The sequence below is a fragment of the Modestobacter sp. VKM Ac-2977 genome (assembly GCF_026968045.1).
Taxonomy (GTDB): Bacteria; Actinomycetota; Actinomycetes; order Mycobacteriales; family Geodermatophilaceae; genus Modestobacter.
The window spans coordinates 50,933-75,065 of record NZ_JAPVBQ010000002.1 but is presented as its reverse complement, the minus strand read 5'-3'; the positions used below and the strand labels follow the sequence as shown (position 1 = coordinate 75,065).

The window sequence follows — 24,133 nt, the reverse complement described above, 5'->3', positions numbered from 1 at the left end:
CGTCAGCCTCCGTCGGTGGGCGGGTCGGGGATGGTGGGCGGGTCGGGGATGACAGGCGCCGCTGCCTCACCCTGTCCCTCGGGTGCGGTGAGCGGCTCGGCGAACAGCAGCTCCGCGCTGCTGCCGGCCGGCAGCTCGAGGTCGTCGGCCCGGGCGAAGTCGAAGACCACACCGAAGTCCTTCGTCAGCTTGGCCAGGTCGTTGGCCTCGGGGGTGGCCAGGAAGGCGCGGGCCAGGTCGTCGGGGTCGCCGACCGCGGAGATCTCGTAGGGGTTCATCACCGGCCGGAAGTCGACCAGGATGGCGTCGCCGGCCTGACGGATGGCAGTGGTCGGGCCCACCCGCTGACCGTTGATGCTGACCGCCTCGGCACCGGAGGCCCACAGCGCGTTCACCGCCAGCTGGAGGTCCCCGTCCTGGACCCGACCGGCCAGGGCGATCTGGTCGGACCCGCCGACCGGGTCACTGTCCGCCGCCGGCGGGGCGTTGCCGACCGTCACGAGCAGCCCGGGCCCGGAGACCGCCACCGCGGCGGCGCCCTGCTGGGCCACCGCGAGCCGGCTCAGCGCACGCTGCCCGACCACGCTGGTGTCCAGCGCCTGCTGCCGGGTCCGGGCGACCTCCGCGGTGAGCTCCTGCAGCTGGGCGGCCAGCTCGTCGCCGACCGCCGACTCCTGGACGATGTCGTCACGCAGCGCCTGCCGGGCCGCCTCACGCCCCTGCGCGCCGGCCGCTGCCTCCTGGTAGGTCACCGCGGCCAGCAGCCCGGCCAGCAGCAGCGCGGTGGCGACGAGCAGCTGCCCCCGGTTGCGCTGCAGCCAGCTGGGCCGGGGGTGCGGGCCGGCGTCCGCCGTCGGTCCGGCCGCCTCCGCCGCGGCCCGGGCCGCCCGGGCCGCGGCGACCTGGGCGTAGGCCGGGTCCAGGGTGTCGGCCAGCACCTGGTCCAGCAGGGAGGCACCCAGCGAGCGCGGCCGCCCGGGTGCGGGCGCGCTCACGCCTCCACTCCGGCCGGGCGGCGCCCGGACAGCAGCTGGACGGCCTGGACCACGTAGAAGACCCCGGCGAGCAGGTAGAGCGCCGCCCCCCACACGGTGAGCGCGTAGGCGACCGGTTGGACCACCGCGGCCACCGACCCCTCGCCGTCGGCCAGCAGCAGGAGGGGGAAGGCGTAGAGCAGCAGGAAGGTCGCGGCCTTGCCGAGGTAGTGGACCTGCAGTGGCGGCCAGCCCGCGTGCCGGAGCACCAGCAGGGTCGCGGCGAGCACGACCTCGCGCACCAGCAGCACGACAACCACCCACAGGGGCACGACGTCCCGGATGACGAAGGCGATGAGCGTCGCGACGATGTAGAGGCGGTCGGCGGCCGGGTCCAGGAGGGCGCCGAGCCGGCTGGCCTGTCCCAGCGCGCGGGCGAGCTTCCCGTCGAGCCAGTCGGTGGCGCCGGAGACCACGAGCACGACGATGGCCCAGCCGTCGGCGTGCGGGCCGAGCAGCAGCCACAGGAACAGGGGCACGCCCAGCAGCCGGACCACCGACAGCAGGTTGGGCAGCGTCCACACCCGGTCGCCCAGCTCGTCCCGGTTCCGCGGCACGACGCGTCGACGGTCAGCCGGACCGTCCGCCGGGACGTCGGCCGCCCGGTCGCCCGCCGTCGTCATCGCAGCTCCACCTCGCCGTCCACCGCGGATCAGGCTAGTGCCCGACGTCCATGGTGCCCCCGCCGACCGGCCGGTCGCCCGGGGCTCCCGACCCTCGGCACCCGCCCCTTGACGACCGGCGTCCCGGTGCCGTCAGGTTCTCCGATGACCACCGGACCCCTCGCCGGGCTGCGCGTCGTCGAGCTCACCGGTCTCGGCCCCGCTCCGTTCGCGGCGATGCTCCTCGCCGACCTCGGCGCCGACGTGCTGCGGATCGACCGTCCCGGCGCGCATCCGCCCACGCCGTCCGCCGAGCACGACCTGCTGGCCCGCGGGCGGCGGTCGGTGGCCGTCGACCTCAAGGACCCCGGCGGTGCGGAGCTGGTCCGGCGGCTCGCCGAGCGTGCCGACGTGCTGCTCGAGGGCTTCCGGCCCGGGGTCACCGAGCGGCTGGGCATCGGGCCGCAGGAGTGCCTGGCCCGCAACCCCCGCCTGGTGTACGGCCGGATGACCGGCTGGGGTCAGGACGGCCCGCTGGCGACGACGGCCGGGCACGACGTCGGCTACATCGCGGTCACCGGCGTCCTGCACGCCATCGGGCGGGCGGGCGGGCCGCCGCAGGTCCCGCTGAACCTGGTCGGCGACTTCGGCGGCGGGGCGATGTACCTGGTGGTGGGGGTGCTCGCCGCGCTGCTGGAGGCCCGCGGCAGTGGCCGGGGCCAGGTGGTGGACGCCGCCATCGTCGACGGCACCGCGCACCTGGCGACCATGATCGTCGGCATGCTGGCCGGTGGGGTCTGGCAGGACACCCGCGGCGTCAACCTGCTGGACTCCGGCGTCCCCTGGTACGACGTCTACGAGACCGCCGACGGCCGGCACCTCGCGGTCGGCGCCCTGGAGCCGCAGTTCCACGCCGAGTTCGTCGACCGGCTCGGCCTGGCCGGCCGCGTGCCGGACCGGGCCGGAGCGGACCCGGAGGAGCTGCGCGGCCTGTTCGCCGACGCGATCGGCCGGCGGACCCGCGACGAGTGGGCCGAGGTGTTCGCCGGCACCGACGCCTGCGTGGCCCCGGTGCTCTCCTTCGCCGAGGCCCGCGACCACCCCCAGCTGGCGGCGCGGCAGACCTATGTCGAGCGGGACGGCGTCGTGCAGCCGGCGCCCGCGCCGCGGTTCTCCCGCACCCCGGCCACGCTGGACCGGCCACCGTCCCGCGCCGGGGAGCACACCCGGGCGGCGCTGTCGGACTGGGGCATCACCGACGTCGACGCACTGCTGGCCGCCGGCACGGTGGTCCAGGCCCCGACTCCCCTCGACTGACCGTCCGCGGACGGTCAGTCGTTGTGCAGCAGGTCACAGATGACCTAGCGTTCCCTCTTAACGGACATGTCGTTCGCTTTGCGAGTGGAACGAGGCAGCCTGTGGTCACGACGCCCTGCAGCCCCGCGGCCGAGCCGCTGGACGCCGAGGCAGCCCTCGGCAGCTTCGAGGCGGCGGTGTCCTCGGCCTGCGCACCGGTGCGGGTGCGGCCGGTCGAGGGCGTCGCCTTCCACGGCCGGCTGCGCAGTGCCACTGCCGACGGGCTGCTCGTCACCGCGCTGCGCACCAGCCCCAACTCGGTCTCCCGTACCGGGCGACTGCTCAGCTCCACCGACCCGGAGTTCCTCAAGCTCATCTGGCAGCGCTCCGGCGTCAGCCGGCTGAGCCAGGACGGGCGCCGGGGGGAGGCCAGGCCCGGGGACCTGGTGGCCTACGAGACGACCCGGCCGTACCACCTGGACAGCGCGGGTACGAACTGGGAGGCGGTCGTCGTCGCGGTGCCGCGGGACCGGCTGCACCCGCACCTCCGACCGTTCAGCGAGCGGACCGCGGTCCCCGTCCCGGCGACGAGCAGCCCCGCTCGTGCGCTCTCGTCGATGCTGGAAGAGCTGTCGAGGTGCGAGGACGCCGGGTCGAGCGACTCCCCCGCGGCCTGCCACCTCGGCGATGCCCTCGTGTCGATGGTGCTGGCCGTCTACGCCGGGCTCCCCCAGGTGCCCGGGGGCAGCGGGCCGACGCTGGCCGACCGGGTGCGCACGTACGCGCTGGCCCACCTGGGCGACCCCGACCTCGGCGTCGAGTCGATCGCGGTGGCCCTCGGCGTCTCGGTGCGGCAGGTGCACAAGATGTGCGCCCAGGAGGGGTTCACCACCGCCGCGTGGATACGGCGCCGCCGCCTGGAGCGCATCCGCCGCGACCTGCTCGACCCCACGCTCGCCGGCCGCAGCACCCCGTCGATCGCCGCCCGCTGGGGGATCCTCGACGTCACCCATCTCGCGCGACAGTTCCGCACGGCCTTCGGCGAGTCCCCGGCACAGCTCCGCCGCCGGCAGAACACCGCCGCCTGACCGGATGCCGCCCCCTCCCGTGCACGAGATGGCGACAGGCCGTGCACGGGATGGCTCAGCCCCTCCCCCGCGGTGCCGTGGACTCACCGGCGTCGGCGCAGCCCGTCACCGGCCGGCCGGGCCGCGTTCGGCAGGCCGACCGTCCCGCCGGTGGCTCCGGGCACCGCGCGTTCCCCGCCCGCCCACGTCCACCCGGAGGCCCGATGTCCCCCACCCCGCTCGCCGCTGACCTCGTCGTGACCGGAGGACGCGTCTGGACGTCGGACCCGGCGCGCCCGTGGGCCGAGGCGCTGGCGGTCCGGGACGGGCTGCTGCTGGACGTCGGGACGGTCGAGGAGGTCGCTCGGCACCGCGGCCCGGACACGGAGGTGCACGACCTGGCCGGCGCGCTGGTGCTCCCGGGGTTGGTCGACGGGCACGTGCACCTGAACCTGGCCGGCGCCCAGGCGGCGTTCGAGCTGCCCCTGCTGCCGAGCGACTCGCTGGACGACGTGCTGGCGAAGGTGCGGGCGTGGGCCGGCCGGCTGGAGCCGGACGCCTGGGTCGTCGGCGGCATCCTCGGCAGCACCCTGCTCGGTCAGCTGGCCGAGGAGCGCCACCGGTTGGCCCTCGACGAGGCCAGCGGCGGGCGGCCGGTGCTGCTGCGCGACGACACCATGCACAACCGCTGGGTCAGCTCGCGGGCGTTGGAGCTCATGGAGGTGGGCCCGGACAGCCCGGACGTGGAGGGCGGCCGCTACGTCCGGGACGACGCCGGCCGGCTCACCGGCGTGCTGCACGAGCTGGCCTCCGCCCGGGCCGAGTCGGCCTTCGCGGCGTCGGTCGCCGATCCGCAGGCGCGCATGCGGGAAGCGGTGGCCACCGCGATCCGGGTGCTGAACTCCTACGGCATCACCAGCGTGCAGGAGGCCGCGACCATGGGCGCGCCCCTGGCCGCGCTGCGCGAGCTCGAGGCGGAGGGGGAGCTGACGCTGCGGGTGGTCGCCTCCCTCCCCGTGCGCCCGTTCCTCGAGGACGGCGCGGTCGGCGGGGAGCTCATCGCCGAGGCCCGGGCCCAGCGCAGCGAGCTGGTGCGCCCGGACTTCGTGAAGATCGTGCTGGACGGCGTGCCGATGACCCGGACGACGGCGCTGCTGGAGCCCTACCTGTGCCGGCACGGCGAGCCCGCCACGACCGGCGACCTGTACTACGACCTGCCCGACCTGGTCGCCGAGGTGGAGCGGTGTCACGACCTGGGCCTGGGTGCGAAGTTCCACGCGACCGGGGACGCCTCGGTGCGGCTCGTGCTCGATGCCGTGGAGCAGGTGCGCGCCCGCCGCGGGCCCGGGCCGCGCTTCCAGATCGCCCACGCCGAGTACGTGCACCCCGACGACCTGCCCCGGTTCGCCGCGCTCGATGTGGTCGCCGACGCCTCCCCCTACATCTGGTTCCCCGGGGTGATCCAGGACAGCATCGCCGCCCACGTACCCGAGGAGGTGGTCGCGGCGTCCTGGCCGTTCCGCGACTTCCTCGACTCGGGGGCGGTGGTCGCCGCCGGGTCGGACTGGCCCTGCGCCGCACCCACCCCCGACCCGTGGACCGGGCTGGAGGCCATGGTCACCCGCCGCAACCCCGACCCCGCGGTGCCCGGGACGCTCAACCCCGGGCAGGCGCTGACCGTGCAGGAGGCGGTCACCGCCTTCACCACGCACCCGGCCGAGGCGATGGGGCTCGGCGACGTGACCGGCCGCCTCACCCCCGGCCGGTCCGCGGACTTCATCGTCCTGGACCGCGACGTCTTCACGGTGGACCCGACCCAGGTCCACGCCACCCAGGTGCTGGGCACCTGGTTCGCCGGCCGGCTGGTGCACACCGCCGACCGCCCGACCACCCACCCCTGACACCCACTCGGCTGCGCCGAGACCGACCTGACCAGCACGACGACGAGGAGAACCGTGAGCGGCAGAGGCGAGTTCGCCTGGGACGCGCAGTCCTGGACCCCCTTGACCGAGATGGCCGAGGGCTTCGACGAGTTCCGCCCGCCGGTGTCCGGCGCACTGGTCGGCCGGACCGTGACCCTGACCGGCGCCCTCACCGACGGCGGCGAGGAGTTCTCCCTCGAGCAGCGGTTCACCGACGACCGCCGGCTCGACTGGGTGCTGCGCGTCGGCGACCACCCGGAGCGCAGCGGCACCGCCGGCTACTCGGCCTTCGAGCTGGCCGACCAGCTGTTCTACGTGCACCAGCTGTGGCAGGGGCTCCCCCAGCCCGAGGCAGCGTCCATGGCGCTGGACCTGCGCAACGGCGCAGCGACCGGGGCCCTGGCCCAGCTCGGCCTGGAGCCGCAGCCGCACCGCGCCCGGCAGCAGTGGTTCCAGGCGACCGTCGACGGAGGGCGGACGGACCCGCACCCCCACCAGCCGACCACCGAGCTGGTCGGCCGGCGGATCCGCTACCGCTACAGCAGCGACGACGTCTACGACCACGTCTACCTCACCGACCGCCTCTTCACCTGGGTCTGCATGGGCGGTGCCGAGCAGGGCGAGGCGGACACCGAGCGGTGCGTGCACTGGAAGATCCGCGAGGGGGTGTACCTCTTCTCCTGGCTGGAGAAGCTGCTGGGCGTCGAGGGCATGGTGCTGGTCGACCTGACCCAGCTGCGCTCGGTGGGCATCCAGTTCGCGCTCGACCAGTTCAGCGGTGAGCTGGTCGACCTCACGATGGGCGCCTACGCACAGCCCCTGTCCGTGGCACCGCCGGTCACCACGCCGTGACCCCTCCCCGGGTCGCGTTGGTCACCGGCGGCGGCGCCGGCATCGGTGCGGCGACCGCCCGCACGCTGGCGCGCACCGGGACCCGGGTCGTCGTCTGCGGTCGCCGGCCGGAACCGCTGGAGCGGACGGCGCAGGAGACCGGCGGGCTCGCCGTGGCCGGCGACGTCGCCGACCCGGCGGACGCCGCCCGGGTCGTGCAGCGCACCGTCGACCACTTCGGCCGCCTCGACGGCCTGGTGCTCAATGCCGGGGTGATGCACCCCGGCGCGCTGCTGGACGTCTCCCCCGAGGCATTCGAGGCGACGCTGCGGGTCAACGTCGGCGGCCTCTACCACGTGCTCCGGGCCGCGTTGCCGCACCTGCTGGCGTCCCGCGGCGCCGTGGTCACCGTCGCCTCGGTGGCCGGCCTGCGGGCCAGCGCGGAGATGTCGGTCTACGCCGCCTCGAAGGCGGCCGCCACCGCGCTCACCCAGTCCCTCGCCGTCGACTACGGCCCCCAGGGACTGCGGGCGAACGTGGTGTGCCCCGGGTGGACGGCGACCGAGATGGCCGACGCGGAGATGGCGGAGTTCGGCGGTCCGCGCGGCCTCTCCCCCAGCGCCGCCTACGGGCTGGTGACCTCGCTGGTCCCGGCGCGCCGGCCGGCCGGCGCCGAGGAGGTCGCCGCGTGCATCGCCTGGCTGCTGTCGGACCAGGCCCGCTACGTCAACGCGGCGGTGGTCCCGGTCGACGGCGGGCAGGTGGCCGTGGACGTGGGCACGGTGCCCTTCGACCCCCGGGTGTCGGTCGACGACCGCCCGGTCGACGACCGCTGAGGACAGGAAGACCGGACCATGGACCTGCAGCTGCGCGACCGGGTCGCGCTGATCACCGGTGGTGCTTCCGGCATCGGGCGGGCGTGTGCCGACGCGCTGGCCGAGGAGGGCGCGCAGATCGCCCTCCTCGACCGTGACCCGGCCGGCGAGGAGGTCGCCGCGCTGCTGCGCGACCGGGGTCACGAGGCCCTGTTCGTCCGGGCCGACGTGACGGTCGAGGCCGACGTGCGCACGGCCGTGGCCGCCGTCCTCGACCGGTTCGGCCGGCTGGACACCGTCCTCGGGTGTGCGGGGATCTCCGGCCCGGCCGGGACACCGGCTGCGGAGGTGAGCGTCGCCGACTGGGACCAGGTGATGGCGGTGAACGTCCGCGGCAACTTCCTGCTGGCCAAGCACACCGTCCCGGCGCTGCGACCCAGCCCGGTCGCCACCATCGTGCTGATCGCCTCGGACGCGGCGCTCGTGGCGTTCGAGGGGATGAGCGCCTACAACACCTCCAAGGGCGCGGTGCTGATGCTCACCCGCTCGCTGTCGGTCGACCACCCCGAGGTGCGCGTCAACTGCCTGTGCCCCGGCGTCGTCGACACCCCGATGTCGCGGGCCGACCTGGGCCGGCCCGACGGGTTCGCCGGCAGCGACCTGCCGGTCATGCAGCCGGCGGACCTGGCCCGGCACGCCGCGTTCCTCGCCTCGCCGGTGAGCGCCCCGATCAACGGCACCTCGGTCGTCTCCGACTTCGGCTACCTCGCCCGGCCCGCCGTCCCGCCGTACGAGTTCGCCACCGACCCCACCCCGTAGCCCGGGCCCGGCCGAGGGCAGCCGCCCCCGGCCGGGTGCGCGTCAGCCGGTGGGAGCCGCGTCGTCGAGCCGTCGAGCCTCCCGGGTCTGCATCTTCCCGCGGACGGAGTGGGTGGCCGCGGCGATGGCGATCGCCGCCACCAGCGCGAGGCCGCTGGCGACGTTCTGCCAGAACGTGGTGACGCCCAGCAGCGTGAGGCCGTTGCGGAGCAGTCCCATGAACAGCACCCCGACCAGGACGTCGACCATGCTGCCCTCCCCGCCGGTGAGCGCGATGCCGCCGAGCAGCACCGCGGTGATCACCGCCAGCTCGAAGCCGCCGCCGAGCTGACCCGCCGGAGCGCTGTTGAGCCGGGCGACGGTGATCGCGCCGGCCAGCCCGGCCGCGGCCCCGCTGGTGACGAACAGCAGGAACGGGATGCGCCGCACGTCGACCCCGGACAGGTAGGCGGCCTCCCGGTTCACCCCGATCGCGTAGACGTGCCGCCCGGCCGGCGTGCGGGTGAGGAACACCCCGGCGGTCAGCAGCACGGCGACGGCCAGCAGCGCCGGGAGCGGGATCCCGGCGATGTTGCCGATGCCCAGGAAGCCGAAGGCCTCCCCGAAGTTGCTCAGCGGCAGCGGGCTCACCAGCTGCGCGACGCCCCGGACCGCGGTGAGCATGCCCAGGGTCACGATGAAGGAGGAGAGCCCGAACACCGTCGCCAGCACCGCGTTGACCACCCCGACGGCGGCGCCGGCCAGCAGCGCCGCCCCGACGGCGACCAATGGGGACCCGCCGGACTGCGCCACCTTGCCGGCCACCACCCCGCCCAGGGCCAGGGTCGACCCGACCGAGAGGTCGATGTAGCCGGCGATCACCAGCATCGCGACCGGGGCGGCGACGATCGCGATGACCGCCGCGTCCAGGAAGACGCCCCGCAGGTTGCCCCAGCCCAGTTGCGCGCCGGTGGCCAGCTGCACGCCGGCCACCATCACCACGAGCAGCACCAGCAGCGGGTTCTGGACCAGCCAGCCCGCGGCGGCGGCCACCGGGGACGGTGCCGCGGCGGCGTGACCGGTGGACGGCGGGCGACGGTCGGCACCGTCGACGGTGGGAGGGGTGGCGGTCGTCATCAGGAGGGCTCCAGCTCGCTGTGGATGAGGTCGAGCAGCTGTTCTTCGTCGGTGTCCCGCATGTCGAGCTCGTCGACGACCCGGCCCTGGCGCATCACCAGGCAGCGGTGTGCCAGCGCGACGACCTCGTCGGGGTCGTTGCTGGCGAACAGCACCGCCAGCCCCCGCTCGGCGGCGACCTGCCGCAGGACGTCGTAGATCTCGGCCCGGGCGCCGACGTCCACCCCCTGGGTCGGGTCGTCCAGCAGGAGGACCCGGGTACCGGCCCGGTCGTTGACCCAGCGGGCGATGAGCACCTTCTGCTGGTTGCCGCCGGACAGCCGGGAGACCGGCACCGCCGGGTCGGCCGGGCGCAGGCCGAAGGCGGCGGCGGTGCTCCGGAAGACCTCCTGTTCCGCCCGGGGCCGGCGCCACCCCGCACGCGCGGTGAGCGACATGACCCGCAGCACGGTGTTCTCCCCGGACGACAGGGAGCCGAAGAGCCCCTGCCGGAGCCGGTCACCGGGGACGAGCGCGAGCCCGGCGCGGAGGGCGTCGTCGGGACGGCCGACGCCCACCGTGCGCCCGTCCACGGCGACCGTGCCGGAGGTGGCTCGCCGGCGGCCGAAGAGGGTCTCCAGCAGCCGCGACCGGCCGGACCCCACCAGCCCGTAGAGGCCGACGATCTCCCCGGGGCGGACCACCAGGGAGACGTCGTGCAGGCCTGGTGCCTGCAGGTGGTCGACGGCCAGCGCCGGTGCCGTGTCCGGGTCCACCGGCCGCGGCGCCACGGCCGCCCCGTGCGCGCGGCCGCTCACCGCGGTCACCAGGTCGGTCTTGCTGACCCCGGCCATCGGCTGGGACCACACGACCCGCCCGTCCCGCATCACCGTGGTGCGGTCGGCCAGTTCGACGACCTCGTTGAGCAGGTGGGTCACGTACAGGACGGCGATCCCCTCGGCCTTGAGCAGTCGCACCAGGTCGGCAAGCCGGCGGGACTCCACCGGGGACAGCGCGGCGCTCGGCTCGTCCAGGACCAGCAGCCGTGCATCCCGGCTCAGCGCCTTCGCGATCTCGACCAGCTGCCGCTGGCCGATGGTCAGCTGCCGGACCGGGGTGTCCGGGGAGACGTCCAGGCCCACCCGCTCCAGCAGGCGCACCGCACGCGCACGATGGTCGGCGCGGCGCAGGAAGACCCCCGCCGTCGTCGCCTCCTGACCGAGGAAGAGGTTCTCGGTGACGTCGAGCCGGTCGATGAGGCTCAGGTGCTGGTAGATGACCGCGATCCCTGCGGCGATGGAGGACCGGGGGTCCAGTGCGGCGTGCGTCGTCCCACCGATGGTGATCGAGCCGGCGCTGGGTGCGGTGCCCCCGCCGAGGCACGTGATCACCGTGGACTTGCCGGCGCCGTTGTGCCCGAGCAGGGCGTGCACCTCACCGGCGGCGATGTCCAGGTCGACGCGATCGAGCGCCAGGGTCGGGCCGTACCTCTTGGTGAGGCCGCGGACGGAGACGGTCACGTCAGCCGCCGAAGGCGGTGACGTACTCCTGCAGGTCGGGGCTGTCCGGGGTGACCAGGTGCACCGGGACGTCGGTCTCCGGCTCCTCCCCGCGGCCCAGGGCCAGGGGGATGTCGATGGTCGCCTTCACGATGTCCTCGGACTTCACGGTCACCACGCCCCGCACGAGGTCGCCCTCCTGCATCGCCTGGAACAGGGAGAGGTTCCCGTCGAGCCCGCCGACGTAGGTCTCCGGGTCGTCCGCGGCCCGGCCGGAGGACAGCAGGGCCTGGTAGGCGCCCTGGGCGGCGTCACCGACGGCGGCCAGCACCACGTCCACGTCGGGGTTCGCCGCCAGCACCGAGTTGGTGACCGTGAGCGCCTCCTGCGGGGTCACCGCCTGCTGCTGGGCGACGATCTCGGCATCGGGAGCGGCGCTGCGCAGGCCCTCGAGGATCCCGCTGGTCCGCTCCTGCCCGATCTGGGTCAGCTGGTCCTCCAGCACCAGCACCGTGGGGGCCTCGCCGAGGTTCTCCTGCGCCCACCGGCCGGCGTCCTCCCCGAGCATCCGCCCGGACTCGGTGAAGCTGAACTGCAGCGTGCTGCTCTGGTTCTCCAGGTCGCCGCCGTAGGTGACCCAGTACTTGCCGGCGTCCAGGTACTGCTGGGCGATCGAGTCGATGCTGGCCGGGTCCATCGGGAAGGACACCACCGCGTCGACGTCGCTGTTGAGGTAGGTGGTCAGGTTGGACACCTGCGTCGACAGGTCGCTGTTGTCGTTGGTGAACTCGACGGTGACGCCCTGCTCCTCGGCGTAGTCCTGCATCTGCTGGCTGAGCACTGAGTAGATGGGCAGCGAGGTGAACGGGAAGTCGAACAGGATCGTGTCGACCTCGGTGTCCCCTCCCGCAGGGGTGGCCGTGGCGGTGCTGCTCTCACTCGTGGTGCTGCAACCGGTGAGCGCCAGGACCACCGCGAGCGGCCCGACGACGGCGGCGGTGGCTCGGTGACGGCGTGCGGACATGAGGGCCTCGATCTCTCCAGAGGGGACGGCGTCAGGACCGGACGGATCCCGGCCACCCCGGGAACTGGTCCCGCGGGGTGGTGACCGGAGCGAGCTCCGCTGACGGCATCACCCGGCGACGGTGAGCTGTTCGGTAGACCCTCGGGCTGATCCGCGCCGGCCGACGACCACCGCGTGCACCCGATCTCGCCGTTTCGCGCACCCGCCCGGGCTGACCGGCCCGGCCCCCTCGGACAGCGGGGGCGATCTCAGCCGGCGCTGGTCGCGCGGCGCCGCACCCGCCGGTCGAACCGGTCCCGCCGACCACCCAGCGGCCGGCCGAAGAACCTGCCCAGCACGACGCCGGCGGCGAGCGCCAGCCCGATCGCCGCGGCCCCGACGAGCCCGTTCACCCCACGGCCGACGTCTCCCTCCACCACGACCGCGAAGAGCCCGCGGTAGATGGTCAGCCCGGGCAGCAGCGGGACGATGCTGCAGACCGCGACGAGCAGGGGCGGGATCCGGAGCCGATCGGTCAGCGACTCCCCGCAGAACCCGGCGACGATGGCCGCCGCCGCACTCGCCACCGCGGGACCGGCACCGAAGGCCGCGGTCGCCGACGCCGTCGCCCACGCCAGCGCGCCGGCTGCCGTGGCGACCCCGATGGCGGCCGGGCGGGCGTGCGAGGCCAGTGCCCACGCCCCGGCCATCCCGGCGGCCGCGGCCAGCGTCACGGCGAACGGCACGCCGGCCGTTCCCGGGTCGAGCACCCGCAGCGGTACCTGCGCCCGCTGTGCCAGGTCCAGGACCGCGGCGATGCCGACGACGATCCCGGTCGTCAGCGTCAGCACCTCGAAGCCCCGTGCCGCCGCGGTGACCGGGAAGCCGCTGATCGCGTCCTCGGCGGCGCCCACGAAGGAGAGCCCTGCCAGGAGCACCACGATCCCGGCGGCGACGACCAGCGAGGTGCGGACCTCGACCTCCCAGACGACGAGCAGGACGGCCGACGCCGTGGCCACCGCCGCACCGGCCACCTGCTGGAAGAACATCGGGAGCCCACGCCGGTCGAGCGCGCGGATCGTCTGCTCGATCGCGGCCGTGGTCACCGCCGCGACCAGGGCCACCAGCCAGCCACCACCGAGCAGGAAGGCGACGAAGCCCGCCACACCCGACCAGCCGAGTGCGTGGATCGACCGGCGGTAGGGGTGCGGTGCGGCCAGGACGTCGTCCAGCTGGCGGTGCGCGTCCTCCAGGCCCAGGCCCTCGCCCTTGATCGCCGCCGCCAGGTCGGTGATCCCCTGGAGCCGGGTGTAGTCCAGCCCCCGGGGCCGGACGATGCGCATCAGCATCAGCGGCGGGACGTCGTCGGGGTCCCAGCTGATGGTCAGTGACGTGAAGGTGATGTCGACCTGGCAGTCGGTCAACCCGTAGGCCGCCGCCACGCGGAGCACCGTGGCGGTCACGTCGGCCGCCGAGGCCCCGACCGCCATCATCGACTCCCCGATGCGGAGGGCCAGACCCAGCGCCGAGCGCGCGGTGCCCGCGTCGACCGGGCTGGGCCGGGCGCGCAGCGCGAGGGGTGCCGTCGGCGGCCCGGAGCCGGAGATCGCCTTGCGCGCCCGGTCCGGCAAGCGAGCGAACCGCCGGCTGCGGTCCCGGGTCGTGGGCTTCATCCCGGTCAGGTTACGGAGCGCTGACGTGAAGTCACGGCCGCCGACCACCGGCGACTCGTGGCCTTCCCCACTCCGACGACGGGCACCGGCGCCGGCCGACCGCATCAGCGAGGCCTCACCGTGCGAACGGGCACGCGCTCCTCCACCGGTCAGCCGTCGTCCGGCTGTACCGACCCGGTTCACCGGACGGGTCCGTCCGCTTCACCTCGGCTTGCCAGCGTCGCAGGTGCCGCCGGGAGCCGGCGGGCAGGTCCACCGTCCACTGGGAGAGTCATGCAGCAGACACACACGTCCGGGGCGCGGCCCTGGCCGCTGGCCATCGCCGTCGGCGCACTGTCAGCGACCGTCGCGTTCACCGTCGGCGGGGTCGGCACCGCGGCCGCCGGCGACGACGACCGCGGCCAGGGACCACATGCCCAGGGCAAGGCGCAGAACGCGATCCTCTTCATCGGCGACGGCATGGGCGTGGCCGCGCGCAACGCCGGCGCACTCGCCACCGTCGGCCTCGAGGGCGAGCTGGTCATGGACAGCCTGCCCTACGCCGGCCTGGTCAAGACCGACTCCGCCGACCCGGAGGGCTTCATCACCGACTCCGCCGCCGGGGCCACCTCCTACGCCAGCGGCGTGAAGACCTACAACGGCGCCATCGGCCTGGACGCCGAGGGCAACGAGGTCGAGACCCTCATCGAGCAGGCCGAGGCGGCCGGGCTGTCCACCGGCCTGGTCACCACCGGCGAGATCACCGACGCGTCCACTGCTGCCTTCGGTGCCCACGTCGAGGACCGGGACATGCAGACGGAGATCGCCCGCCAGTACATCGAGGAGACCGGTGTCGACGTCCTCCTCGGCGGCGGGGAGGACTTCTGGTACCCCGCCGGGGACGAGGGGGCGATCGAGGGCGGCGAGGGCCTGAGCGACCAGGGCGACCTCGTCCAGCGGGCCGAGGAACTCGGCTACGGGTACGTCAGCGACGCCGAGGGGCTCGCCGCCGCAGAGGGCGACCAGCTGCTGGGCCTGTTCGCCAACCGCACGATGTTCGTCTCCGAGCCCGAGCCGGTCGGCACCAACGAGCGCATCGTGTCGCTGGCGGAGATGACCCAGAAGGCCGTCGACGTCCTGTCCCGGAACGAGGAGGGCTTCCTCCTCATCGTGGAGGAAGAGGCGGTCGACGAACAGGGTCACGCCAACAACGCCGAGAAGACCATCGAGGCCGTCGCCCTGATGGACGAGGCCGTGGCGGTCGCCGAGGAGTTCGCCGAGCGGGACGACGACACGCTGCTGGTCACCACCGCCGACCACGAGACCGGCGGCATGGCGGTCGAGGACACCGGCACCGAGGACGAGAGCGGCATCCCGCCGTCGACCGAGGACGGGCCCTTCGACATCGCCGGGTCCGAGTTCCAGTTCGTCGTCGACTGGACGACGAGCGGGCACACGAACGCCGACGTCCCGCTGACCGCGATGGGACCCGGCGCGGAGCGGCTCTCGGGCTACTACGACAACACCTTCGTGCACCAGGTCGTCCAGGAGTCGCTGTTCTCCGGCCCGACCAGCGGCGGGGACGGCCCCGGCACGGTCGTCACCCGCGACCAGGTGCTGCGCTGGCTCAACCGCGTCGACTTCCCGATCGCCGGGTCCGACCTGGTGCAGGCGGTGCGCGACCACGGCGCACCCGAGGCCGTCGTCGCCGAGCTGGAGCGACGCCTGGGAGACGAGACCTTCGAGGGGATCGGCGACGTGACCCGCGCGCTGGGTCGCTGACCGGTCGGCAGCAGGAGTGATCCCCGCGCAGGCGACGGTGAGGCTGCCGTCGCCTGCGCGGGACTGCGCGTCTGGGCCCGCTGCTCGGCGCCGCGGCGGCGGGTCGGACCGTCTCGACCTGCCGGCGGACGGCGTGCCGTCGACGGCACGCCGATGACGTGACGGCCGTCACGAGGACAGCCTGCGTGCGGGTACATAACGTTCCGGTCACGCCGACGTCGTGGGCGTGGCGCCGGTCCGCCCAACCCTGCCTGCCGGCTGCCATCCAGGACCCTCAGGGCAGGGGTGGGGGACCCACCGCACACGGCGCGCCGACAGATCAGACGGCGCGCCTCGGGGTGAAGCCGGCGTCGCCGGCCGGGCACCGATCGCCCGAACCCGACAGCTAACCCCTTCGGCGGTGATCGGAGATCACCATGCCCAAGCACCGCGCACCTCGCTTCGTCCGCACCAAGGAGATCGTCGTCGGCATCCCCGTCGTCGCAGGCGTCTCCGCCGTCACGCTGGGTGCCCTGGCCTTCCCGGCCCAGGCCCACACCACCACTGCCGCGCCGCCCGCGGTGGTGGCTGCACCCGCAGCCGCCCAGGTGGCCCAGTACACCGTGCAGCCGGGCGACACGGTCGCCAGGATCGCGGCGGCCCACGGCCAGCCCTGGCAGGCCTTCTACCAGCGCAATGTCGGGGTCATCGGCAGCAACCCCAACGTCATCACCCCGGGGCAGGTACTGGCCGTCTCCGGCACCGGGGCTCCGGCACCGGCCGCCGCACCGGCTCCGGCACCGGCCGCCGCACCGGCTCCGGCACCGGCCGCCGCACCGGCTCCGGTCCAGGCGTTGGTCGCGGCCGCGCAGTCCCCGGTCGCGTCGATCACCAACAACGCCGGTCCCGTCCAGCCGCGGGCGGCGGCAGCCGCCAACGCCGTCGTGAGCAACGTGCCGGGCGCCGCCGGCATCACCATCGGCGGGACACGACCGAGCGCAGCTGACCCGGGCGGCCACCCGTCCGGGCTGGCGCTGGACTACATGGTGCTGTCCGACACGGCGCTCGGCGATGCGATCGTCCAGTACCACGTGGCGAACTGGGACGCGCTCGGCGTGGAGTACATCATCTGGCACCAGCGCATGCTGTCCTCGCCGACCGGCTCGTGGAGCCCCATGGCCGACCGCGGGAGCGCCACGGCCAACCACATGGACCACCCGCACGTGAACTACCAGGCGGGCTGAGCCGCCCGACCGCGCTCCACCAGGGTGACGACAGTGCCCCCCTGCCCGTAACCGCGGGCACGGGGGCACTGTCCGTCTCCGACCCCGGCGGGCCGCCGACGGTCGCCGACCGTCCGCATGGGATGGTCGGGGTAGAGCCCACTGCCACGGACGGCCCGCCACGGCGCGGACACCGTCGACGGCGACCGCGCACGGCCCGTGATCCGATCGAGGTCCCACGACGTCGTTGCACGGCGGACGTCGCACGAGCAGCACTCGGCGCAGGCCGGGTGTGGCTCACCGATGGGCTCGGCGTGGCTTGCCGTCGCGCCGGTGCCGGACGACGACGAGGGATCATGTCCACGACCGACTTCTCACCACCACGCAGGTCCAGGCGTCGCCGCGTAGGGCGGACCGTGGCCCTGGCCACCCGCCCGGCGACGCGCAGGTCGAGCGGATGGCCGCGGCGCCAGCGCAGCGCACGGGCCATGGCCCAGGCATGGCTGGGCCGCATCGTGGAGCGGCGGATCCGCAAGAAGGGCATCGACCTCACCGAGCTGACCTTCTTCCCGGAGAGCGCCCGGCTGCCCCTGCTGCGACGCGGGGTGGACCCGGTGCCGGAGCTCGCCGAACTGCGCACCCGCTGCCCGGTGGAGCGACTCGAGCTGCCCATGGGTCTCCGGGCGCACCTCGTGACCGGTTACGAGCAGGCCCGCGCCGTCCTGACCGACCGCGACTCCTACAGCAACGACATCCGGCACCTGTTCGGCGATGCCGGACCGGGGTCGACGGCAGACGTCGGCGGCCTGGGGTTCACCGACCCGCCGCTGCACACCCGGCTGCGCAAGCTCGTGGCCCCGGAGTTCACCCGGCGCCGGCTGGACCGGCTGGAGCCCACGGTCGAGGCGATCGTCACCCGCCGGCTGGACGAGCTCGCGGCCGCGGGATCACCAGCGGACCTGGCCGAGCACGTCTCCTGGCGGGTCCCGATGGACGTGATCTGCGGGCTGCTGGGGCTGGACGACGCCGATCACGAGGCCTTCGTCCGGCTGGGCACCCAGCGCTTCGACGCCACGGGGGGCGCGGCCGCGGCGCTCGGCGCGGTGTCCGAGCAGAAGCGGATCCTCCTCGACGTGGTGGCGCGGCAACGGACGGCGCCCGGGGACGGCCTGATCGGGCGGATCCTCCAGGCCGAGGGCGACGGCATCTCCGACGACGACCTCGCGGGTCTCGTCGACGGGATCGTCACCGGCGGGTACGAGACCACCGCCAGCTCCATCTCCCTGGGCACCATGGTGCTGCTGCGCGACCCCGCCCACGCCGCCATCGTCCGGGACGGCTCACCGGCCGAGATCGACGGTCTGGTGGAGGAGCTGCTCCGCTACCTGTCGGTGGTCCAGGTGGCCTTCCCGCGGTTCGCGAAGCAGGACCTGGAGCTGTCCGGCTGCCCGATCCAGCAGGGTGACCTCGTCGCCGTCTCCCTCAGCGGGGCCGACCGCGACCCGGCCTGGGCAGGCCCGCAGCCCGACCAGTTCCAGCCGAACCGGTCCCCCGCCGGCGGACACCTGGCGTTCGGCCACGGGATGCACCGCTGCGTCGGTGCCGAACTCGCTCGGATGGAGCTCCGCATCGCGCTCCCGGCGCTGTTCCGCCGCTTCCCGGACCTGGCGCTCGCCGTTCCCGAGGAGCAGCTCCCCTGGCGCGGGCTCTCCTTCGTCTACGGCGTCGAGGAGCTCCCGGTCTCCTTCTGACCGGAACCGCCGGGCCGGTCGTCCCGGCCCGGCGGCCGGGTCAGCGCTGCTGCCGGCGGGCGACGATCACGAGGCCGGCGAGCACCACCGCGATGGGCGCCCAGGCCGGCAGCCCGAACGGGCCCAGCAGCAGCCCCGCCACGAACAGCAGCAGCTGGAAGGCCACGAAGAAGCCCAGCAGCACGACGGCCCAGAAGACCACGGGCTTCTCGACCTGCAGGCGGCGCAAGTGCTCCACGACACATCCCCTCATCGGTGTACGTCCCGGAGGGGACATCAGACGGATCGGCACGCGAGGCCGGAACTCCAGTCGACCACACCCGGCGCCGAGCGCGAACGGCCCCGGGCGCACACAGGGCCGCGCCCGGTCCGGGAACGGCCCCTGTGTCGTGCTCTGTCGGGCTGACGGCCGAGGCGATGGAGGGAGCGGTGCGCCCACGGGCAACCACCTGTCTCCATGCCTGGCCCAGGCCGACGATCCCCGAGTCATCTTCGGTCTCTTCCAGCCGCGGAGGCTCGCGACCGCAGGACTCAGGTCAGGCCGACGTACCGTCCCCGCCTCATTGCGGACCCGTGACGAAGCTGTGTCCAACTGGCGACGATGCGTCCAGCCGTGTTGTACGCCGCTGAATGCCGGGCATGGGTCGCCGCGGAGCCATTCCGGGAAGACACCCCGGGTCACGGCTCCGGATGACCCCGGCGGGGGGAGGTGCGCGCGACCAACCGTGTCGCATCCGCTGGGCACCCCGTCCCGAATGGGAGGGGGTGGGCGGCGGGTGCCTCTGGTGCCTGTGACGTCCATCGGCGCGGTCGCTGGACCGGGCCGGTCGTCCTGGACGAGGACGGCGTGCACACGACTCAGAGGAGACACTCCATGCGCAAGGCACTCGCAGCTCCGGCCGTGGCCATCGCGGCCGCCGCGTTCCCGCTGCTGACCATGACCGGTGCGGCCGCCGCAGAGGCCACCAGCTACCAGGCTGACCTGGGGGCCCTCAACGACTCGGGGGTCAGCGGCACGGCGATGGTCACCATCGACGGGGACCAGGCGATGGTCACCATCGACGCCGCGGGGCTGCTGGCCGGCTCACCGCACGCCCAGCACATCCACCTGGGCGCCGAGGGCACCTGCCCGACCCCGGCAGCCGACACCGACGGGGACGGCGTGGTGTCCACCCCGGAGGCGGCCCCCAGCTACGGGCCGATCGCGGCCTCGCTGACCACCGAGGGCGACACCAGCCCGGACAGTGCGCTGGCCGTGGAGCGGTTCCCGACCGCCCCGGGTGGCACGGAGGACTACGACCGCACCTTCACCGTCGGAGCCGACGTGGTCGACGGGCTGCGCAACGGCACCGGGGTCATCGTCGTGCACGGGGTGGACCTGGATGACAGCGGCGCCTACGACGGGGACGCCATGAGCCCGCTGGACCCGTCGCTGCCGCTGGAGGCCACCGTGCCTGCGGCCTGCGGGGTGCTGGAGGTCGCGCAGATGGCCGGGGTGCCCAGTGGCGGTGCCGACACCGGTGCGGGCAGCACGGCCGGGCTGGAGCAGACCACGGCGATCGGGGTCGGTGCGCTTGCGCTGACCGGTGCCGCCGCCACCGGCGCCGTCGCCTACCGCCGCCGGGCCGGCAACCAGGCCTGAGTCGGACCGGGGCGGCCCAGCGGCTGGGCCGCCCCCTCGGCCCCGCACGGCACCACCGGTGCAGTGCGGGGCCGCACCCGCCGACAGCGAGGAGCTCCGATGATCCCGACCGCCGGTCGCCACCGGTTCCTCCTGCCCGCGGCGGCGGCCGTGGTGCTCGCCGTGGTCGCCGCCGTCGCACTGGTCATCGCCGTCACCGGCCAGCAGAGCCCACCGCAGCCAGCCGCCGCAGCGGCAGCGGTCCCGGCCACCGACGTGCCCGCTGCACCTCCATCGCCCGTGGTCGCCGCACCCTCGCCTCCGGAGACCGCGCCCACGACCCCGGCGGCCGAAGCCCCCCGGCCCGTCGCCCTGGAGATCCCGGCCATCGATGCCCGCTCGGACCTGATCGAGCTCGGCCTCAACGACGACGGCACGGTCCAGGTGCCACCACTCGAGGACGTCCTGCAGGCCGGCTGGTACACCGGCTCACCCCGCCCGGGTGCCGTTGGCCCTGCGCTGCTGCTCGGGCACGTCGACTCCGCCGCCGACGGCCCCGGCATCTTCTTCGACCTCGGGGCGCTCACGCCCGGCGACAGCGTCGACGTCACCCGCGCCGACGGAAGCGTCGCGGCCTTCACCGTCGACCGGGTCGAGGTCCACCCCAAGGCCGACTTCCCGACCATCGAGGTCTACGGCAACACCACCGGTCCCGAACTCCGGCTGATCACCTGCGGGGGCGCCTTCGACTCGGCTTCCCGGGACTACGCCGACAACATCGTCGTCTACGCCTCGCTCACCGGCATCCGTTGAGCACGGCCCAGCGTGCGATTGACCACGCAGTAGCGATGATCCACCGCCCGGGGTGGGTGCCCGGCGTTGGACCAGCGCAGCCGGGGCACTGCCTGCTCGCGCTCTTCGCCGGTCTGCTCGGTCCCGGCGACCGCCTTCGCCCGCCGGGAGCAGCGGCTCACCCGCCCCCTCGTGGACTTCACCTGGTTCGGTGAACGCCGACTGACCGTGGCCCTCGGAGTGCTGACCCTTGGATCGGTGGTGCTGGCCGGCATCGGTTTCCTCGCCGCCCAGTACCTGCAGCTCGTCCCCGGGTTGACGCCGCTGACAGCTGGGCCGTGGACCTTGCCGCCCCTGGCCTGCGGCATCGCCGCAGTCGTGCTCGTCCAAGCCGCCGGGCAGCGGCTGCCCGACCTGGCGACGACCGGTGGCGGCCTGGCCATGACCGCGGCCACGCTCGCCGTACTGAACCAGGTCTCCAGCGCAGGACCGACCCTGGTGGTCACCGGACTCGCGATGCTGTTCACCGGGCTCATGCCGGTGCTCGCCGGGGGCGTCGACACGGTGACCGGCGCTGCCCCGCCCGACCGCGCTGGCGCCGCCTCGGCCCTGTCGGCGGCCCGTCGGGCGACGGCGTTGTCGACGGCGGTGACGACGAGGCGGGACTTGATACGCGAGGGTGAGGGGTCGATCTCTCAAGTCACCCGCGGCTTCGGGATCTTCGAGTTCTGCTTGCGGAGCTGGTAGAGGATCGCCCACCGAGACGACGGACTCGTTCCCCCGGCCTCGAGCCGATCTCCGCGCCCGATGATCACCTGCGTCACGACGTGCAACGCGCCCAAGCCGCGGAGCGGCACTCCGCAGCCAGCGCCATGCTCAGCCACGGCGTGCCGCTCACGGTGGTCTCGGACGTCCTCGGCCACTCCTCCATCACCATCACCGGCGACGTCTACGGCCACATCTCCCCCGACGTCTCCCGAGACGCCGTGGCCACCCTGGGCACCGACCTGACCGACTCAGGGTCGACTAATGGTGGTCAGATGGTGGTCGAACCACCCGGAACAGCAGCAGAGGCCGTTCCCGGTCTCCCGGAAACGGCCTCTGACGTGCGATTTCTTCTGTCGGGCTGACAGGATTTGAACCTGCGACCCCTTGACCCCCAGTCAAGTGCGCTACCAAGCTGCGCTACAGCCCGAGCCCCAGGTGCCTCACGGCCCCGGACGCTGCCCGAGAAGGTTACCGCACCCGGGCCGCTGCCCCGTGGGCCGGGTCAGCCCTTGCGCTCGCGCCCCTTGGTCTCGCGCACCTTGACAGAGACGTCGATCGGGGTGCCGTGGAAACCGAACTGCTCGCGCAGCTTGCGCTCCAGGAACCGCCGGTACCCGGCCTCCAGGAAGCCGGTGGAGAAGACGACGAACCGGGGCGGCCGGATGTCGGCCTGGGTCACGTACTTGATCTTCGGGGCGCGGCCGCCACGAGCCGGCGGCGGCGTCTCCTGCACCAGCGCCCGGATGAAGGTGTTCAGCTCCGCGGTGGGCACCCGGGTCTCCCAGCCGGCCAGCGCCGTCTTCAGGTGACCGGCCAGCTTGTTCACCCCGCGACCGGTGGTCGCCGAGATGTTGACCCGGCTGGCCCACTGGATCCGGGCCAGGTCACGGTCGATCTCCTTCTCCAGCTGGGCGTGCCGGTCCTCGTCGACGTTGTCCCACTTGTTGAAGGCGATGACCAGCGCCCGACCGGCCTCGATCACCTGGGTGATCACCCGCTGGTCCTGCTCGCTGATCACCTCGTCGGCGGCCAGCAGCACGACCGCGACCTCGGCGGCCTCGATCGCGGCCTCGGTCCGCAGGCTGGCGTAGTACTCGGTGCCGCTGGCGGTGTTGACCTTGCGGCGCAGCCCCGCCGTGTCGACGAACCGCCACTGCTCCCCGCCGAGGGTCACCAGGGAGTCGACCGGGTCGACCGTGGTGCCGGCCACCGAGTCGACGACCGAGCGCTCCTCCTTGGACAGCCGGTTGATCAGGCTGGACTTGCCGACGTTCGGCCGGCCGACGAGGGCCACCCGGCGGGGGCCGCCCACGTCGTCCTGCTCGCGGGGTGCCTCCGGCATCGCGTCCAGCACCAGGTCGAGCAGGTCACCGCTCCCCCGGCCGTGCAGCGCACTGACCGAGAACGGCTCCCCCAGGCCCAGCGACCACAGCTCGGCGGCGTTCGACTCGCCCCGCTCGTCGTCCACCTTGTTGGCCACCAGGATCACCGGCGTCTTGCTGCGGCGCAGCACCCGGGCGGCGGCCAGGTCCGTCTCGGTCACCCCGACCGCGGCGTCCACGACCAGCACGATCACGTCGGCGGTCTTCATCGCGTACTCGGCCTGCCGGGCGATGGAGGCGGCCATGCCGGTCGCCTTCGGCTCCCAGCCGCCGGTGTCGACGACGGTGAAGTTCTTGCCGTTCCACAGCGCCTGGTACGGGATGCGGTCCCGGGTGACGCCGGGGATGTCCTGGACGACAGCGGCGCGACGGCCCAGGAACCGGTTGACCAGGGTCGACTTGCCGACGTTCGGCCGCCCCACGATGGCCACCACCGGGAGCGGGCCGGTGGGCTCGTCACCACCGGGGACGTCGAGGTCGTTGTCCATGCTCATGCTGCTCCCACTGCAGTGCGCGCCAGGTCGAGCACACGCTCGACCACGGCATCACGGTCCAGCCCGGTGCTGTCGACGACCACGGCGTCGACAGCTGGGCGCAGCGGGCTGTCGGCCCGGCTGCTGTCGTACTCGTCGCGACGCCGCAGGTCCGCGGCGATCTCGGCGATCTTGGCGGGGTCGGTGACCCCCAGCTGACCGGCCCGCCGCTGGGCGCGGGCCTCGGGTGCGGCGGTCAGGTAGACCTTCAGGGTGGCGTCGGGCAGGACGACCGTGCCGATGTCCCGGCCCTCGACGACGACCGCGTCGGCCTCCGCGACCAGCGCACGCTGCCGGTCGACCAGCATCCGGCGCACAGCCGGGACGGCGGAGACCGGCGACACCGTACGGGTCACCTCGGCCCCCCGGATCCGGGCAGCCACGTCCACGCCGTCGACCAGCACCAGCTCCGCGCCGGCCGACGTCCCGACCTGGATGTCGGCGGAGGCGACGGCGCGGGTCACGGCGTCGGTGTCGGTCAGGTCGACCCCGGCGTCGAGCACCGCGACGGTCGCCGCCCGGTACATGGCGCCGGTGTCCAGATATGCGGCCCCCAGCCGGGCGGCGACGTCCCGGGCGACGCTCGACTTCCCGGTCCCCGACGGCCCGTCCAGGGTCACCTGCCCGAGGAACTCCCCCACTGCTGCACTCCCCTGCTCACTCACTG

Annotated in this window: 22 protein-coding genes, 1 tRNA gene and 1 riboswitch; of the genes, 13 read left to right on the top strand and 10 right to left on the bottom strand. The window is 74.0% G+C overall.

Going from position 1 to position 24,133, the window contains the following annotated elements:
- Positions 1-2: 2 nt before the first annotated feature.
- Together O2V63_RS07975 and O2V63_RS07970 are read right to left on the bottom strand one after the other, a co-directional pair.
- Positions 3-995 carry a DUF881 domain-containing protein gene (locus O2V63_RS07975; RefSeq protein WP_269167012.1) on the bottom strand — a complete coding sequence of 331 codons (993 nt, stop codon included), beginning with the start codon at positions 993-995 and terminating at the stop codon, positions 3-5.
- Positions 992-1,657 carry a CDP-alcohol phosphatidyltransferase family protein gene (locus O2V63_RS07970; protein WP_269167011.1) on the bottom strand — a complete coding sequence of 222 codons (666 nt, stop codon included), beginning with the start codon at positions 1,655-1,657 and terminating at the stop codon, positions 992-994. The genes O2V63_RS07975 and O2V63_RS07970 overlap by 4 nt, the downstream gene beginning before the upstream one ends.
- 144 nt (positions 1,658-1,801) lie before the next feature.
- Here O2V63_RS07970 and O2V63_RS07965 point away from each other — a divergent pair, with 144 nt between their 5' ends.
- From O2V63_RS07965 to O2V63_RS07940, 6 genes are all read left to right on the top strand, one after another.
- Positions 1,802-2,953: a CaiB/BaiF CoA transferase family protein gene (locus O2V63_RS07965; protein ID WP_269167010.1), complete on the top strand. Its 1,152-nt coding sequence runs from the start codon at positions 1,802-1,804 to the stop codon at positions 2,951-2,953.
- Between the two features lie 101 nt (positions 2,954-3,054).
- Complete coding sequence (locus O2V63_RS07960; RefSeq protein ID WP_269167009.1) at positions 3,055-4,020, top strand: helix-turn-helix domain-containing protein; 966 nt, start codon at positions 3,055-3,057, stop codon at positions 4,018-4,020.
- 203 nt (positions 4,021-4,223) lie between these two features.
- Positions 4,224-5,900: an amidohydrolase gene (locus tag O2V63_RS07955; protein ID WP_269167008.1), complete on the top strand. Its 1,677-nt coding sequence runs from the start codon at positions 4,224-4,226 to the stop codon at positions 5,898-5,900.
- A gap of 54 nt (positions 5,901-5,954) precedes the next feature.
- Positions 5,955-6,773: a MoaF C-terminal domain-containing protein gene (locus O2V63_RS07950; protein ID WP_269167007.1), complete on the top strand. Its 819-nt coding sequence runs from the start codon at positions 5,955-5,957 to the stop codon at positions 6,771-6,773.
- Positions 6,770-7,588: an SDR family NAD(P)-dependent oxidoreductase gene (locus tag O2V63_RS07945; protein ID WP_269167006.1), complete on the top strand. Its 819-nt coding sequence runs from the start codon at positions 6,770-6,772 to the stop codon at positions 7,586-7,588. Before O2V63_RS07950 ends, O2V63_RS07945 begins: the two co-directional genes overlap by 4 nt.
- Positions 7,589-7,606: 18 nt before the next feature.
- The gene (locus O2V63_RS07940) at positions 7,607-8,386 is read left to right on the top strand and encodes an SDR family NAD(P)-dependent oxidoreductase (RefSeq protein ID WP_269167005.1); all 780 of its coding nucleotides are present in this window, start codon (positions 7,607-7,609) and stop codon (positions 8,384-8,386) included.
- A 42-nt stretch (positions 8,387-8,428) separates the two neighbouring features.
- Here the strand turns inward: O2V63_RS07940 and O2V63_RS07935 are convergent, their stop codons facing one another.
- From O2V63_RS07935 to O2V63_RS07920, 4 genes are all read right to left on the bottom strand, one after another.
- Positions 8,429-9,502 carry an ABC transporter permease gene (locus O2V63_RS07935; protein WP_269167004.1) on the bottom strand — a complete coding sequence of 358 codons (1,074 nt, stop codon included), beginning with the start codon at positions 9,500-9,502 and terminating at the stop codon, positions 8,429-8,431.
- A complete protein-coding gene (locus tag O2V63_RS07930; RefSeq protein ID WP_269167003.1) occupies positions 9,502-11,001 on the bottom strand; it encodes a sugar ABC transporter ATP-binding protein in 1,500 nt (499 codons plus the stop codon). Before O2V63_RS07930 ends, O2V63_RS07935 begins: the two co-directional genes overlap by 1 nt.
- A gap of 1 nt (position 11,002) precedes the next feature.
- Positions 11,003-12,004, bottom strand: a complete 1,002-nt coding sequence (locus O2V63_RS07925; protein ID WP_269167002.1) for a sugar ABC transporter substrate-binding protein — start codon at positions 12,002-12,004, stop codon at positions 11,003-11,005.
- A gap of 248 nt (positions 12,005-12,252) precedes the next feature.
- Positions 12,253-13,656, bottom strand: a complete 1,404-nt coding sequence (locus O2V63_RS07920) for a threonine/serine ThrE exporter family protein (RefSeq protein ID WP_269167001.1) — start codon at positions 13,654-13,656, stop codon at positions 12,253-12,255.
- Positions 13,657-13,929: 273 nt separating this feature from the next.
- Between O2V63_RS07920 and O2V63_RS07915 the strand changes: the two genes are divergently transcribed.
- The 3 genes from O2V63_RS07915 (at position 13,930) to O2V63_RS07905 (ending at position 18,370) form a co-directional block, all read left to right on the top strand.
- A complete protein-coding gene (locus O2V63_RS07915; RefSeq protein WP_269167000.1) occupies positions 13,930-15,417 on the top strand; it encodes an alkaline phosphatase in 1,488 nt (495 codons plus the stop codon).
- 259 nt (positions 15,418-15,676) lie between these two features.
- A riboswitch (cyclic di-AMP (ydaO/yuaA leader) is annotated at positions 15,677-15,832 on the top strand.
- A 1-nt stretch (position 15,833) separates the two neighbouring features.
- The gene (locus O2V63_RS07910; protein ID WP_269166999.1) at positions 15,834-16,640 is read left to right on the top strand and encodes a LysM peptidoglycan-binding domain-containing protein; all 807 of its coding nucleotides are present in this window, start codon (positions 15,834-15,836) and stop codon (positions 16,638-16,640) included.
- Positions 16,641-17,107: 467 nt separating this feature from the next.
- The gene (locus O2V63_RS07905) at positions 17,108-18,370 is read left to right on the top strand and encodes a cytochrome P450 (protein ID WP_269166998.1); all 1,263 of its coding nucleotides are present in this window, start codon (positions 17,108-17,110) and stop codon (positions 18,368-18,370) included.
- Between the two features lie 40 nt (positions 18,371-18,410).
- On the opposite strand, the gene O2V63_RS07900 is transcribed toward O2V63_RS07905, so the two are convergent.
- Positions 18,411-18,608 carry a hypothetical protein gene (locus O2V63_RS07900; RefSeq protein WP_269166997.1) on the bottom strand — a complete coding sequence of 66 codons (198 nt, stop codon included), beginning with the start codon at positions 18,606-18,608 and terminating at the stop codon, positions 18,411-18,413.
- 636 nt (positions 18,609-19,244) lie between these two features.
- Between O2V63_RS07900 and O2V63_RS07895 the strand changes: the two genes are divergently transcribed.
- The 4 genes from O2V63_RS07895 to O2V63_RS07880 all read left to right on the top strand — a co-directional run bounded on the left by O2V63_RS07895 (position 19,245) and on the right by O2V63_RS07880 (position 21,913).
- Positions 19,245-20,012 (top strand): hypothetical protein, encoded by a 768-nt coding sequence (locus O2V63_RS07895; RefSeq protein WP_269166996.1) that lies wholly within the window; start codon positions 19,245-19,247, stop codon positions 20,010-20,012.
- Positions 20,013-20,111: 99 nt separating this feature from the next.
- A complete protein-coding gene (locus O2V63_RS07890) occupies positions 20,112-20,804 on the top strand; it encodes a class F sortase (protein ID WP_269166995.1) in 693 nt (230 codons plus the stop codon).
- A 66-nt stretch (positions 20,805-20,870) separates the two neighbouring features.
- A complete protein-coding gene (locus O2V63_RS07885; protein ID WP_269166994.1) occupies positions 20,871-21,530 on the top strand; it encodes a hypothetical protein in 660 nt (219 codons plus the stop codon).
- A gap of 80 nt (positions 21,531-21,610) precedes the next feature.
- Entirely contained in the window at positions 21,611-21,913 is a 303-nt protein-coding gene (locus O2V63_RS07880; RefSeq protein ID WP_269166993.1) for a tyrosine-type recombinase/integrase, read from the top strand.
- Here O2V63_RS07880 and O2V63_RS07875 read toward each other — a convergent pair.
- The 3 genes from O2V63_RS07875 to cmk form a co-directional block, all read right to left on the bottom strand.
- Positions 21,905-21,978, bottom strand: a tRNA-Pro gene (locus tag O2V63_RS07875). The genes O2V63_RS07880 and O2V63_RS07875 overlap by 9 nt on opposite strands.
- Before the next feature lie 75 nt (positions 21,979-22,053).
- A complete protein-coding gene (gene der / locus O2V63_RS07870; RefSeq protein ID WP_269166992.1) occupies positions 22,054-23,427 on the bottom strand; it encodes a ribosome biogenesis GTPase Der in 1,374 nt (457 codons plus the stop codon).
- On the bottom strand, positions 23,424-24,131 hold the full coding sequence (gene cmk / locus O2V63_RS07865; protein WP_269164259.1) for a (d)CMP kinase: 708 nt from the start codon (positions 24,129-24,131) through the stop codon (positions 23,424-23,426). The genes der and cmk overlap by 4 nt, the downstream gene beginning before the upstream one ends.
- Between the last annotated feature and the right edge of the window lie 2 nt (positions 24,132-24,133).